Raw genomic sequence first — 13679 nt, 5'->3', positions numbered from 1 at the left:
GAATTATGAATATCGCAGCTAATACTGGAAGAATGGTCAAAGTTGAAATTTTACGTCAAGATACAAAAGGTGGCAATGGCTACTGGCAGAAATTCGAAATTCCTTACCGTCATGGTATGAACGTTATTTCTGTATTAATGGAAATTCAAAAGAATCCAGTTATGTCAAATGGTGAAAAAACAACACCAGTTGCATGGGATATGAACTGTCTTGAAGAAGTTTGTGGTGCATGTTCAATGGTTATCAATGGCCGCCCACGTCAATCTTGTTCAACGCTTGTTGACCAATTGACTGAGCCAATTAAACTTGAGCCTATGAAAACTTTCCCAGTTATTCGTGACTTACAAGTTGACCGTGAACGTATGTTCAATGCACTTAAAAAAGTTAAAGCATGGGTTCCGATCGATGGTACTTATGATTTAGGTGAAGGTCCACGTATGCCTGAAGGTAAACGTCAATGGGCTTATGAATTATCTAAATGTATGACTTGTGGTGTATGTATGGAAGCATGTCCAAACGTGTCTGAAAAAGCTTCATTCATCGGACCAGCACCATTATCACAAGTACGTTTATTCAACACTCACCCAACTGGTGCAATGATTAAAGACGAACGTTTAAATGCAATCATGGGTGATGGAGGCCTTGCAAACTGCGGTAACTCACAAAACTGTGTGGCTGCTTGTCCAAAAGGTATTCCTTTAACAACATCTATCGCATCATTAAACCGTGCAACTACAGTGCAAATGTTCCGTAACTTCTTCGGTTCTGACCACTACGTTGACTAATAGTACAAGCTTTACTCCCAAACTCCCTTACACTGCATGTGTGAGGGAGTTTTTTCTATGAAAAATAAAAAATAATTTTGTAGAATAAAACTTGTAAATGCTTGATTAATCCAATTCGCCATTAAAGTTTCGTACAATAGGGAGTTCAGATAGGGGCATTTTCAAGAAAGAGTAATAAACTAAATATGATGTCTTCAATAAAAAGATCGGATTAAGGAATAAAATAGCAATCATTAGGATGTACAGAAAGTGAGTTTTAACGAGTAAAAATGTGAATTTTCTATGATAATATAGTGTTTTCCTTTATAATGAATGTATATTCATTTATAACTTGCTAATTCCGTTTGTTGTTTTGGGAAGAAGCGAGTGAAAACTAGGGGGATGGCTAAGATGAAAGCAAATTATATCGGAGATTTTCAGGAATGGGCAAAGGAATTTGCGTTTTTTATTGAGGTTCGTGTACGTTTTTCAGAAACGGATATGTACGGTCATATGAACAATACAGTTAGCTTTACATATTTTGAACAAGCACGAATTGATTATTTTCGTCATTTAGGTGTTCTCATGCCATCAGCAATTGATGAACATGTAGAGGGTATTCCAATTGTAGCCGACTTACAGTGTGATTACGTGAAACAAGTTTTCTTTGATGATGTACTAAAAATCTATACGAAAGTAGCGACAGTAGGCAACTCATCATTGGATATCCATTACTTAGCGAAAAACCAGCATGATAAAGTTTGCTTTACGGGTCGTGGTACGGTAGTGCAAATGGACCCTCGAACTGGCAAGAGTGTACCATTATCTGAAGAAGAAAAAAATCACTTAGCAAGTTTGGTGTTCCTATAGTATTGGAAATGGATGGCGAAAGTTAATTGTCCAAAGACAGAAATTTTGAGCGTTATATTTTTCAACAGTATTGCAATTCGAGGAAATAAATATAAACAATGATTTCGACGATTGAAATTGCACATTTACGGCTCATTACAAAAAGTTGTAGATGAACATTTGGTAAAGCGTATGCCATATATAGAAGTTGATTGAAGTGGAAACTGGGCAATTCCTTGGGGATCAGCGCTTATCGGACGCCCCCGGGAAAGCGCCTAAGCGAAACAAAAAATCAACCACTCGTTATGGTGATGATGCATTTTTACATAAAATCATTAATTGGTGGAAGTAATTTCCGAATTTTTTTAGGAAACACGAGATATTCATGAAAATAGCCGTCACCGCTCCTCATTCCTTAACATAAGTTACAATACGTGCGGGGGAGGAGGGTGTAACTGAAAATGAATGGCTCTCATCATCGTTCTCTTTTAACGAACCGAGAACGTGAAATATTTGCGCTTTTATTAGCTGAAAAAACAACGAGGGATATTGCAGAGCAACTTGGTATTAGTGAAAAAACAGTGCGAAATCACATTTCCAATACAATTCAAAAGTTAGGTGTAACGAATCGATCTCAGGCGTTAATTGAGCTGTTACGCTTAGAAGAATTCAAATTAGACTAATTGGACACTTGCTATTTCAGAAAAAAAACGACAAAATAGAACTATTCAACGTATTTTTAGGAGTGAAATAGTTATATGTCGGATAAAGTAACAAAGCACTCACCTGAAACCGTTGCAACGGTTGAAAAGGAATTACGCTATATAGCGGCGATTGTGAAGCAAAAAGGAAGAGAGATTGTTTCACAGTATGCGATTACGCCGCCACAATTTGTTGCATTACAGTGGTTAGAAGAGCTTGGAGATATAACAATTGGTGACTTGTCAAATCGATTATACTTAGCTTTTAGTACAACAACAGATCTAGTGGACCGAATGGAGAAAAATGAATTAGTCAAGCGAATGCGTGACGAAAATGACCGTCGTGTCGTTGTTGTTCATCTTCTCGAGAAGGGCGAACGCATTATTCAAGAGGTTATTGAAAAAAGACAGCAATATTTGCAAGAGAAGCTTGTTGGTTTTAACGAACAAGAAGTCGCGCAATTATCAAGCTATTTAGAAAAACTACATGTACACATGAAACAGGATTGAGGCGGAAAGTATGAATGCCCCGATAGGCGTTATTGATTCAGGAGTAGGCGGTTTAACCGTAGCAAAAGAAATAATGAAGCTATTACCAAACGAAACAATCTATTATATTGGTGATACAGCAAGATGTCCGTATGGTCCAAGAAGTCGTCAGGAAGTACGAAATTTCACTTGGCAAATGGCAAAAGCACTAGAGAAAATGAATATCAAAATGCTCGTCATTGCTTGTAATACAGCGACTGCAGTAGCACTCGAAAGTTTACAAAGAAATATGCCTTTTCCGGTACTAGGCGTTATTAATGCTGGCGCACGTGCAGCTGTAAAGAAAACGAAGCGACATGAAGTCGTTGTGCTTGCAACAGAAGGAACAATTAAAAGCGGGGCGTATGAGGAAGCCTTATTATCATTGAATACGTCGGCTCATATTATTCCGCTTGCTTGTCCAACATTCGTACCACTTGTAGAAAGTGGCGAATATAAAGGTGAATTTGCAAATAAATTAATTGCGGAAGGCTTAAAGCCGTTGAAAAATGAACAATTTGATACGGTCATACTAGGATGCACGCACTATCCTATTCTGCAAAAACAAATTGAAGCTGTTGTAGGAGAAGAAGTTTTTGTGCTTTCTTCTGCAGAGGAAACAGCAAAGGATGTTCAAGAAATGCTTGAATATAATGGCACATTGGCTGACCCAGACGCTGTGCCTGCCCATAAATTTTATGCAACTGGTTCAGTGCCTATTTTCCGTTCAATTGCTGAAAGTTGGCTTGAGCAAGGTACTCTCCAAATAAAACGTTTGACATTAAAATAAAAAATCAGCTTAGCTATGGGCTAGGCTGATTTTTGCCGTTTTTAGCATTGTACATAAGGGCCCGAGCACTTTTTTGAAGGTGAAAATTATGTTAAGATGAGTGCGCGAAAGATTTTAGGAGGAACGAAAATTATGACAAGATTTGATGGAAGAAATGTAGATGCGCTGCGTCCCGTGAAAATTGATAGTGAGTATTTATTGCACCCAGAAGGCTCAGTGTTAATTCAAGTAGGCAATACAAAAGTAATTTGCACAGCAACGATTGAGGATAAGGTTCCTGGCTTTTTACGTGGACAGGGCAAAGGGTGGATCACTGCAGAATACTCGATGCTACCTCGTGCAACAGCACAGCGTACAGCACGTGAGTCATCTCGCGGCAAAGTTAATGGCCGCACAATGGAGATTCAACGATTAATCGGTCGTGCATTACGTGCTGTCGTTGATTTAGAAGCACTTGGTGAGCGTACTGTATGGATTGACTGTGACGTGATTCAAGCAGACGGAGGAACACGTACAGCCTCAATAACAGGAGCATTTGTAGCAATGACACAAGCAGTTGCAAAGCTCGCTGAAGAAAAACAATTAACAAAGTTCCCAATCACAGACTATTTAGCTGCAACAAGTGTTGGTATTGTAGAGGATCACGGAGCAATTTTAGATTTAAACTACGTTGAAGATGTCGCTGCTGCGGTAGATATGAATATCGTCATGACAGGAGCAGGACGCTTTGTTGAGCTACAAGGAACAGGTGAAGAAGCAACCTTTTCTCGTGAAGAGTTAAATGAACTGCTGGCGTTAGGTGAGGCAGGCATTCAACAATTGATCGCACTTCAAAAAGAAACACTAGGTGAATTGGCTAACAAAGTGGGAGGAAATGAATAACATGAAACAAGTAGTCATTGCAACTAAAAATAAAGGAAAAGCAAAAGATTTCGAAGCGTTATTTGGTCCACTTGGTTATGAAGTAGTAACGATGTTTGATGTTGCCCCGGATATGGAAATAGAAGAGACAGGTACTACTTTTGAGGAAAATGCAATTTTAAAGGCAGAAGCATTAGCAAAAGAGCTTGGTACAATTGTTATCGCTGATGATAGTGGCTTAGCTGTTGATGCATTAAATGGTGAACCAGGTGTGTATTCTGCACGTTATGCTGGCGATCATGATGATGAAGCAAACATGGTTAAACTACTAGAAAACTTAAAAAATGTCGAGGATGAAAAGCGTACAGCACGCTTCTGCTGCTGCATCGCTATTGCAGGTCCTGATTTTGAAACGACAACAGTTTTTGGTACTTGTGAAGGTGTTATCGCACACGAAAAACGTGGTACAAACGGATTTGGTTATGATCCAGTCTTCTTTGTCCCAAGCTTAAATCGTATGATGGCAGAGCTAACAGCCGATGAAAAAGGAGCGATTTCCCACCGTGGAAATGCGATTCGTAAGTTAAAGGAACAATTACCTAATCTTATAAAATAAGAGGTGATATCCATGCAAATACTGGTCATGAGTGATACACATGGCGATAGTAATGTAATTGAAAAAGTTCGTGGCTTTTACCCACATGTCGATGCTGTCATTCATTGTGGAGATAGTGAGCTTCCTTTCTCCCATAAAGCATTGGCCGGCATGAAGAAAGTACGCGGAAATTGTGACATCGATAAAGCCTTTCCGGATGAAGTGGTATTCGATTTAGCGGACGTCACAGCCTTCGTAACACATGGCCATTTATTCAATGTAAAAACTTCGATTTTGTCATTATCCTATCGTGCCAAAGAGGTAGGCGCACAAATTGCTTGCTTTGGTCACTCCCATATTCTTGGAGCGGAAATGATTGATGATGTGTTATTTTTAAATCCCGGGAGCTTATTAAAACCACGTGGTCGTAAAGAAAAAAGCTTTGCCCTTGTAAAGGTTGAAGACACGTATTTTGAAGTAAAGTTCTTTACGGATGATAATAGCTGTATTTCCACCCACAAGTTTATGCGAAAATGAAGAAACAAAAACGCTTAAGTTTTAGAAACTCTAAGCGTTTTTTGTTTTATCCCACAATCAATTATGCCTCGGCATAATTGCGTCTGGAATCGGCTTTGTACTTTGGCCAACAAATGTTTTTTGCGCGAAAGCGTAGTGCTAACGTAGCGTCAGCAACGTGTTTTTTGCCTGTACGAAAGCGAAGCGTCAGCGGCAACAGCACCGATGTTGGTCACTCAGTCGTTGTTGCTGTATCTGTTTCCACAGGACGTGGCGTATTTCAGCGGATACGGTATAACTACCGTTTCACTTACGTTATAAAAAACATTTGCTAAAAGAAGATAATTGCAAATGGTAAAAATGGCTATGAATTGTTTATGATGAAGTAGCAAAAATAAAGATAAACGTAACGAAGGAGAAAACATGGAAAATACACTAAAATGGAATTTTGATAACAGCTATGCCCGTTTACCAAATATTTTTTATACATCAATCAATTTAAATCCAGTTCGTTCACCAAAGTTAATAATGGTAAATGAATCAGTTGCCTATTCACTTGGATTAAACGTCGATGCGTTGCAAAGCAAAGAAGCGGTAGCGATTTTTGCAGGTAACGACAATCCGACAGGTGGCATGCCCATTGCACAAGCATACGCAGGACATCAATTTGGTCACTTTAATATGCTCGGAGACGGAAGGGCACTGTTATTAGGTGAACAACTTACACCAACTCATGAACGCTTGGATATCGCCCTAAAAGGCTCAGGAAGAACGCCTTATTCCAGGGGCGGAGATGGCAGGGCAGCACTTGGTCCAATGCTTCGTGAATATATTATTAGTGAAGCCATGTATGCACTTGGCATTCCAACCTCCCGAAGTCTAGCCCTTGTAACGACAGGCGAAATGATCCTTCGTGAAACAGAGCTTCCGGGGGCAGTTCTAACCCGTATTGCAAGCAGTCATTTGCGAGTGGGGACCTTCCAATATGCAGCGAACTTTGGAACGGAAGATGAGCTAAAAGCTTTAGCGGATTATGCTTTGGATCGTCATTTTCCTAATGCTGAAGTAACCCAAAATCGTTATCTGACCCTTCTACAAGAAGTTATAAAGAAACAAGCATCGCTCATCGCAAAATGGCAGTTAGTTGGTTTTATTCATGGCGTCATGAATACAGATAATATGACCATTAGTGGTGAGACGATTGATTATGGTCCTTGCGCATTCATGGATACTTATGATCCAGCGACAGTATTTAGCTCTATTGATCGACAAGGTCGCTATGCTTATGGAAACCAGCCTAATATCGGAGGGTGGAATTTAACACGACTGGCTGAATCATTAATACCGTTAATTCATGAAAATCAAGAAGCTGCCATACATTTAGCTCAGGAAACTTTAAAGCAATATCCTCAGCTGTATTATGCAAACTGGCTAACAGGTATGCGGGCAAAACTTGGGATATTTAACGAAGAAGATCAGGACGGTCCACTCATTGAAGAGCTTCTGAAGTTGCTGCATCAACATCAAGCAGACTATACGAATACATTTATCGCATTAACCTTCAATAAATTTGGTGACTCACCGTTATTTAATACAAATGAATTTAAAGAATGGCATAAGAATTGGCTCGCACGGCTAGAAAGACAGCAAGAAACAAAAGACATGTCTCAACAATTAATGCGCGATCATAATCCAGCAGTTATTCCACGAAATCACCGTGTAGAAGAAGCATTAGAGGCTGCTGTTGAGCAGGGGGACTATAGCGTAATGGAGCGATTAATGGATGCTCTTGCTCAACCTTTTGCACATTGTGTGGAGCAGCAGGAATATGCAACATTACCAACGCCTTCTAACCAACCATATCGAACGTTTTGTGGCACATAAGTTGAAAATTATTGTGTCAATGAAATTAATGCAAAAATATAACCCTTCGGCAAAACGAAGGGTTGATTTTCGTTCCGATTGAACGCTTTCCTAAGAGCGCCCGATGAGCCGTTTGGGGCAACAGATGTTTTTTGTGCGAAAGCGTAGTGTAACGTAGCGGCAGCAACAGATGTTTTTTGTGCGAAAGCGTAGTGTAACGTAGCGACAGCAACAGATGTTTTTTGTTTGAAAACAAAGGATAAATTCTTCGTTTTTATTTTGAAAAAATGTCACTACACAAATTCCTGAGCATACGCTATGTTATGAATAGTAGTGAAGGGAATGTGTAAAGTGCATAAGTATTCAAAAGGTTGGTTTGTGAAACAACTTCGAGATCATGGTATTTTGGTGCATCCACAATATAAAAGTCATTTAGGCAGTTATAAAGAATCTGAACTACGCAATTTATACTACCGATATGTTGCAATAGAATCATTAAATTCAGAACTAAAATAATCATTTTCGTTTGAATAACTCCTTTGTAGGAAAGAATTTAACTACAGAAAGGAGTTATTTTATGTGGAGTAAACCGTGGATTTTAACGCAAATATGGCAAGATGTGTTGTTTCTGCATTGGCCAGTACCACCTAAGGGTTTAGAGCAGTACATTCCGCAGGAGTTGCAACTGGATCTCTATGAAAATAACGCTTGGCTAAGTGTTGTCCTTTTTCAAGTAAAAGGACAACGACTAAAATTTCTACCGCCATTACCAGGAGTAGGTTCCCACTTGCAGCTTAATGTCCGGACTTATGTTACATATAACGGCATGAAAGGAGTCTATTTCTTTAATTCAGATGTTACGAATCGTTTTATTGTTCAAATAGCTACAATGGGTAGTCTATCATATCGTCATTCAAAAATAGCTTTACAACAAAAGGAGAATAATTTTTCTTTTACAAGTTTATATCACGGTGCACAAGATGAAAGGTTGAAAATTTCGTATCAACCGATTGCCGGTGAAATAAGTAGTTCTACCTTTGACAAATGGTTAGTGGAACGATATCATTCTTGGTCGAAATGTAAAAGTTCTCTAGTTCGCATAGATATAAATCATAAGCCATGGCAGCTGCAGCAGGTTCATTTTCACATTGAAAGCAACACAGTAGCTCCATTTGTAAAGGAATCTATACAAGGCATTCAACCGATTGCTCATTATTCGAAAAGGAAACAGGCTAAAATTTTTCCACCAATTTTGGAAAACAAAAAGATTTATTCATGTTAATAAATGAGGTAACAAAATTGCATTACAATGGCGCTTGCAATCATATCCGACATAGCAAGTGCCTCAGCTTCAATGTCATCAAAAACTTGAATATCCTCTTGATCGTTTTTCTGAATCATAGTTACGGCTTCCTTTTTTGTTAAAGCTAAATGTGTGTAGAACATTTTTTGTACTTCCTCCTCCCACCATCTACTGAGATAAATATCTGTAACGAAATTATTTGTTGGGCCGATTAATTATGCACTGGCAAAATTCCATGACATCTACTGAAAGAAGTTGAATTTGTTTGAATCAAATCATCCCATTCATCCAATATTACGTCATAAAAAGATTTATGTTGAAATTTCCCTGCATTATTAATTAAAATATGGATAGTACCAAAAATGATCAACCACTTTTTGCAATAAAAAATGTCCTGTTCTTTCGCAACATCGGTTTTGAACAAAAAAGAATAGAATAACCTAGCAAAAGTAAATCTTTTCCCACGAAGCCCTAATTCTTTATTTACATCAGCAATAACAATATAGGCACTATTCGTAAATACGTAAGTACAATGCCTTTACCTATGCCTTGCGCACCACCAGTTACGATGACTACTAAATCTTTAAACATGCAGTAATATTTAGGCAAAAGTAGAGATGAAGAGGGCATAATGGTGGATAGGAAAACATATAATATTAATATTGAGGCAAACCTTGCCTTCATAGTTAAATTAATGTTGACATTATGATAAAAAGCACATATAATAAGTATTGTCCTTGATATGGACTACATATAAAATAACATTATGTCTCAGTAGCTCAGCAGGATAGAGCAACGGCCTTCTAAGCCGTCGGTCGGGGGTTCGAATCCCTCCTGGGACGTCATTATTGCGGTATAAACCGCGTCAAATCAACCTTCTAGCGTAGTTTTATAGCGGTCAATGAAGCGGTCTAACTGCGGAAATTGAAACGCCTTATAACTAAACGTTAGGAGGTTTTTTTGCGTTGTCTAAAAGAAACGGTTTAAATGTAGGTGCGCGGAGGATAGCAAGAACCCGATCGTTGTTAATCCGAAGTCTGAGCTATCTATCGAAAAAGCGTTAGAAATTATCGTAAGACAGATGCGAGCGAGCGATTGCGTGAGCGTACTGTTCACGATTATGAAACGTACGTAAACGATTTTGTTCGTAAGACAGACGTTGAATACTTGCTTGCTATAGATGCTGACGCCATTTACGGATGGTTAGGGCATATGAAAGTAAAGGATACGACAAAGCGCGTTCGTTTGAAGTGCTTCTGCGCGTTTCTCGGCAAGTGTTTAATAATGGTTGGCTTAACGATATAGCGGCAGGTACGCAAATACGGCGAGATAGTTGGGTACCACAATTAAACACATATGTGTCGGACTGTGCATTGTATTCAACAGTGCAAGTGCCAGAGGAAAATGAATAATCTCAAGCGCGAATTTGCCTTCCACAACTATTCTGTGGAGGGCTTTTATTATGCAGAAATAAGGAGTGACATTATGGAAGGAATGGATTTGGATTATTTAGATATAGCGCATTTATATTTATTTGGTGGAGTGAAATTTTTACACCTATTACTTTTGTTAATGGGATTAGATATTATAACTGGAATCATTAAAGCGATTAAAAATGGAAACCTGTGGAGTCGTAAATCATTATTCGGATATGCTCGAAAGTTATTGATTCTAATAGTTATCATCACAGCAAATATAATCGATCAAGTACTGTCGTTAAATGGGACACTCACATTTGCAACAGTACTTTTTTATATCGCAAATGAAGCTTTAATTATCACAGAAAACATGGCGCAATTAGAGGTACTTATACCAAAGCAATTAGCAGAAAGGTTACTGAGTCTCAGTCAGAAGAACGTTATACAAACGAAGTATTAAATGAATTAGTTGGTAAAGACGTTGACAAGGAATTGAAAAATAAAAAGGATGGTGGACAATAATGGTTGTAACTCGTAAAAAACTTGTTCCTGATGTACAAGCGAACAAAGTCTCATATGGCAAAGGTAATGCTAAAAAATTTATCGTTGTACATGAAACAGATAATACACGTTCCGGAGCCGATGCAGACGCGCACGCACGTTTACAATATAACGGTAATAGCCGTTCAGCTTCTTGGCATTACACGGTGGACGACAAAGAAGCCGTACAATCTTTTGAACATACTTGGAGATGTTGGGCTGCAGGAAGCTCAACAGGCAACAACCAAGGGATACAGGTAGAGGTTTGTGTTAATAGTGATGGTAACTATCAAAAAGCAATGCTGAACGCTGCGGAATTAGTAGCTAAAATCATGAAGGATGAAGATATTCCAATTAGTAATGTAGTTCAGCACAATCATTTTAGTGGTAAGAACTGTCCTAGTCAAATGCGTGCTGGAAAAGTAAGTTGGTCACAATTTATCACGATGATCAAGAACGCTAGTGGTAATACAACACAACAGAAGCCCTCCACAGATACTAATAGGTATCGTGTCTTAACAGGTACTTATGGTACAAAACAAGCTGCTGAAAATGTCTTAGATGTATTAAAACATCGTTTTGGATGGGTGGCATATATCGAGCCAGATGAAGCTAAATGGCGTGTTAAAACGGGTACATTTACAGGAGCCGAGGCAGCAAAAGCAGGAGCAAATAAAATTAAAACAGCTAAATTAGCACAAGTAACAAATATAGTAGCTGAATAATAATTAAAGACCAAGATAGCTTAAATTGCCGTCTTGGTCCTTTTGTTACGAGTGTGTTGAAGAATTAATTATATATTTAAGAAGTAATTTTTGTTCTAATTATGAAATATCAACAAATTAACGCCAAGTTACTTTTAAATCAAAGTATGAAGAATATTTGGTACTTGGCATTGTATCAACTATTTCAATATAATTCCAGCCTTTAGTTAAATCACTAGAAGAAACTATATCATGATATTCATCTCCTATTTTAATAAAGTCTCCATTTAAAATGGTCATTTTATGATTAGCCTTACTAGTGAAATTCACATATGCAAGATCATAACCATCGAAATAAAATTTATAATATTTAATAGGTCTATAACTGTCTGTATAAGAGTTTCCTATTCCTCCATTTTTTAATTCAGATGCTTTATCATGAATACTACTGTATGTATTTATAGTAGAAAGAGTTTGAATTTGATTTGTATTTTCTGTTTCTGCAGCTGATACACCGCCAGTTAAGCCACCAAACAATCCTAGTGAGATAACAGGTACAAGTAATAATTTTTTCTTCAAAATAAAAACCTCCTAAAATTAGAAATATATTACAATATTATAGTAACATAAATATTTTTGGTTAGTCAACCAATTATTGGGTAAAGTTTTAGGAGTGAAGTATTTATAAATACCAATCAAGCTAAAAACACAGGTAGAGAAACTGCTTTTAAGCCATACAAACCAAGGCACTGATTAACATAGTGTCTATTTTTATGCAATGAAAAAAAGCCACTCATTTGAGTGACTAATATTTTTATTGCTTATGAAAATTTATTAAAAACTCCATCCATAAGATTTTACTTCAATTTTAGAAATATTTTTTATAACCTCTGGTGGTACATCAGGATAACTTAATTCGAAACCAGCTTCACTACCAGGTGCGATTCCTACATCAACACTTCCTTTTAGTGCTCCTAATAAATTTCCGTTTGCGTCAAATAAAGCTGCAGCTAAACGTACATCATCTTGCTGTTCTTTAGTAATATTCTTAACAACACCAGTTACCTTATATCCGAAATCTCCTGGGATACCTTTTGTACCACTAACTTCAAGAACGTTAGGATCCTCTTCTGTGTTATCGAAGCTGAAATTAAATGTTGTTTCTGCATATGCGTCAGCAGTTGCACCATCTAATGTTGTTGATTCAGAAATAATGGCAGTTTCACCAGGTAATATGACACTAGGGACGGAATAAACCATTGTTGATGTTCCAAGCATGCTACCATCTTTACCTTTATAATTCATTTGTGTTTCCCCGATTTTTACAGGTGTTTTACCTTTGTTTTCAAAGATGGCTGCAGAATGAACCCATGTAGTCCCAATAGAATCTTTCCAAGCTCCTCCTGTATGTTTAGTAACCTCTGCAATAGCTTTTGTTTCCTTTTTTGTTTCAGCAGGTTTACTATCACCACCACCTGTACTTGCTGTGTTTGTACCACTTCCGCATCCGGCTAATCCTAAGCTTAAAACTAATGCTGCACTAAAAATTAATTTTTTGTTCATATATAAAATCCTCCCTCTATATTTCCATTTTAGGAAATTATGATTGAAAAGTACATAATAAAAAACAGACAACATTATTTAGTTATCTGTTTTCGTGAATTGAATGATTTCAGAAATATCCTCAATGTTTAGGGCATCAGCTATTTTTTCTAGTGCATTCTTATTAATACGTATTGTTTTATCATTAACTAATTCACTTATGGTACGAGGATTTAAACCTGTTACCTCCACAAGTTTCTTTTGATCCCAGCCTCGTTTTTTCAATAGTTCTCCAAGGTTAGATTTTAATTCAGCGCCCATTTATTCACCAACTCTCATTTTATGATGTTATTTTTATTATAAACCATAATTTACTTAAAAGAAATTAAATGTTGACATTTTACTTAAACGAAATTAAGATTTACTTAATAGAAATATTTACTTAAACGAAATTTTTTTACTCAATGATTTCTTTTAAGTAAATCAAATGGGGAGTGAACAAATTGAAAACAATCCAACAACGTAATGACTACATCCGAATGAAAATGAAACAACAAGAGGCAATTACAGATGTCCATAAGTATCAGAATCGATTGAAGTGGATCATGAGGTATCATAGTCTGCTTACAGAATTGGAAGTAAAACAAATACGTGAACATTTAAGTCAGGCGTTTAAGTAGTAGAAAGAGGAATGGAAAAGAGGTG

The 13679-nt window shown here is 37.4% G+C and carries 20 protein-coding genes and 1 tRNA gene; 16 read left to right on the top strand and 5 right to left on the bottom strand.

Annotation, left to right across the window (positions count from 1 at the left end; all coding sequences use genetic code 11):
- Positions 1–5 precede the first annotated feature (5 nt).
- The 11 genes from sdhB to MY533_RS16090 all read left to right on the top strand — a co-directional run bounded on the left by sdhB (position 6) and on the right by MY533_RS16090 (position 8749).
- Positions 6–785 (top strand): succinate dehydrogenase iron-sulfur subunit, encoded by a 780-nt coding sequence (sdhB, locus tag MY533_RS16140; protein ID WP_248716761.1) that lies wholly within the window; start codon positions 6–8, stop codon positions 783–785.
- A 390-nt stretch (positions 786–1175) separates the two neighbouring features.
- Positions 1176–1634, top strand: a complete 459-nt coding sequence (locus MY533_RS16135; protein WP_248716760.1) for an acyl-CoA thioesterase — start codon at positions 1176–1178, stop codon at positions 1632–1634.
- 440 nt (positions 1635–2074) lie between these two features.
- Positions 2075–2296: a helix-turn-helix domain-containing protein gene (locus MY533_RS16130; RefSeq protein WP_004226437.1), complete on the top strand. Its 222-nt coding sequence runs from the start codon at positions 2075–2077 to the stop codon at positions 2294–2296.
- 75 nt (positions 2297–2371) lie between these two features.
- A complete protein-coding gene (locus MY533_RS16125; protein WP_248716759.1) occupies positions 2372–2824 on the top strand; it encodes a MarR family winged helix-turn-helix transcriptional regulator in 453 nt (150 codons plus the stop codon).
- A gap of 10 nt (positions 2825–2834) precedes the next feature.
- Positions 2835–3632, top strand: coding sequence for a glutamate racemase (racE, locus tag MY533_RS16120; RefSeq protein ID WP_248716758.1), 798 nt, complete (start codon positions 2835–2837; stop codon positions 3630–3632).
- Positions 3633–3764: 132 nt separating this feature from the next.
- Positions 3765–4514 carry a ribonuclease PH gene (gene rph / locus MY533_RS16115; protein ID WP_248716757.1) on the top strand — a complete coding sequence of 250 codons (750 nt, stop codon included), beginning with the start codon at positions 3765–3767 and terminating at the stop codon, positions 4512–4514.
- Between the two features lies 1 nt (position 4515).
- On the top strand, positions 4516–5109 hold the full coding sequence (locus MY533_RS16110) for an XTP/dITP diphosphatase (protein WP_132357124.1): 594 nt from the start codon (positions 4516–4518) through the stop codon (positions 5107–5109).
- Between the two features lie 12 nt (positions 5110–5121).
- Positions 5122–5625 (top strand): metallophosphoesterase, encoded by a 504-nt coding sequence (locus MY533_RS16105; protein ID WP_248716756.1) that lies wholly within the window; start codon positions 5122–5124, stop codon positions 5623–5625.
- Positions 5626–6027: 402 nt separating this feature from the next.
- Positions 6028–7488: a protein adenylyltransferase SelO gene (locus tag MY533_RS16100; RefSeq protein WP_248716755.1), complete on the top strand. Its 1461-nt coding sequence runs from the start codon at positions 6028–6030 to the stop codon at positions 7486–7488.
- Between the two features lie 321 nt (positions 7489–7809).
- Positions 7810–7983: a DUF2639 domain-containing protein gene (locus MY533_RS16095; protein WP_256469439.1), complete on the top strand. Its 174-nt coding sequence runs from the start codon at positions 7810–7812 to the stop codon at positions 7981–7983.
- 61 nt (positions 7984–8044) lie between these two features.
- A complete protein-coding gene (locus MY533_RS16090; protein ID WP_248716753.1) occupies positions 8045–8749 on the top strand; it encodes a YqjF family protein in 705 nt (234 codons plus the stop codon).
- Here MY533_RS16090 and MY533_RS16085 read toward each other — a convergent pair.
- Both MY533_RS16085 and MY533_RS22375 read right to left on the bottom strand, forming a co-directional pair.
- Positions 8746–8913 (bottom strand): hypothetical protein, encoded by a 168-nt coding sequence (locus tag MY533_RS16085; protein ID WP_248716752.1) that lies wholly within the window; start codon positions 8911–8913, stop codon positions 8746–8748. The genes MY533_RS16090 and MY533_RS16085 overlap by 4 nt on opposite strands.
- Positions 8914–8981: 68 nt before the next feature.
- Positions 8982–9266 carry an SDR family NAD(P)-dependent oxidoreductase gene (locus MY533_RS22375; protein ID WP_371873362.1) on the bottom strand — a complete coding sequence of 95 codons (285 nt, stop codon included), beginning with the start codon at positions 9264–9266 and terminating at the stop codon, positions 8982–8984.
- A gap of 272 nt (positions 9267–9538) precedes the next feature.
- On the opposite strand from MY533_RS22375, the gene MY533_RS16080 reads away from it, so the two are divergent.
- The 4 genes from MY533_RS16080 to MY533_RS16065 all read left to right on the top strand — a co-directional run bounded on the left by MY533_RS16080 (position 9539) and on the right by MY533_RS16065 (position 11453).
- A tRNA-Arg gene (locus tag MY533_RS16080) sits at positions 9539–9612 on the top strand.
- Positions 9613–9969: 357 nt separating this feature from the next.
- Positions 9970–10182, top strand: a complete 213-nt coding sequence (locus tag MY533_RS16075; RefSeq protein ID WP_248716751.1) for a hypothetical protein — start codon at positions 9970–9972, stop codon at positions 10180–10182.
- A gap of 73 nt (positions 10183–10255) precedes the next feature.
- Positions 10256–10648 (top strand): phage holin family protein, encoded by a 393-nt coding sequence (locus MY533_RS16070; RefSeq protein ID WP_248716750.1) that lies wholly within the window; start codon positions 10256–10258, stop codon positions 10646–10648.
- A 61-nt stretch (positions 10649–10709) separates the two neighbouring features.
- Entirely contained in the window at positions 10710–11453 is a 744-nt protein-coding gene (locus tag MY533_RS16065; protein ID WP_248716749.1) for an N-acetylmuramoyl-L-alanine amidase, read from the top strand.
- Between the two features lie 117 nt (positions 11454–11570).
- Here the strand turns inward: MY533_RS16065 and MY533_RS16060 are convergent, their stop codons facing one another.
- The 3 genes from MY533_RS16060 to MY533_RS16050 all read right to left on the bottom strand — a co-directional run bounded on the left by MY533_RS16060 (position 11571) and on the right by MY533_RS16050 (position 13295).
- The gene (locus MY533_RS16060; protein ID WP_248716748.1) at positions 11571–12011 is read right to left on the bottom strand and encodes a hypothetical protein; all 441 of its coding nucleotides are present in this window, start codon (positions 12009–12011) and stop codon (positions 11571–11573) included.
- Positions 12012–12266: 255 nt separating this feature from the next.
- Positions 12267–12995 carry an FxLYD domain-containing protein gene (locus MY533_RS16055; protein WP_248716747.1) on the bottom strand — a complete coding sequence of 243 codons (729 nt, stop codon included), beginning with the start codon at positions 12993–12995 and terminating at the stop codon, positions 12267–12269.
- A gap of 78 nt (positions 12996–13073) precedes the next feature.
- Complete coding sequence (locus tag MY533_RS16050; protein WP_248716746.1) at positions 13074–13295, bottom strand: helix-turn-helix domain-containing protein; 222 nt, start codon at positions 13293–13295, stop codon at positions 13074–13076.
- A gap of 182 nt (positions 13296–13477) precedes the next feature.
- Between MY533_RS16050 and MY533_RS16045 the strand changes: the two genes are divergently transcribed.
- Positions 13478–13654, top strand: a complete 177-nt coding sequence (locus tag MY533_RS16045) for a hypothetical protein (RefSeq protein ID WP_248716745.1) — start codon at positions 13478–13480, stop codon at positions 13652–13654.
- Positions 13655–13679 lie beyond the last annotated feature (25 nt).

It is taken from the genome of Lysinibacillus sp. Ag94, assembly GCF_023242215.1.
Classification (GTDB): domain Bacteria; phylum Bacillota; class Bacilli; order Bacillales_A; family Planococcaceae; genus Lysinibacillus.
The sequence above is the reverse complement of the archived record's forward strand: the minus strand, read 5'-3'. Positions and strand labels throughout refer to the sequence as shown.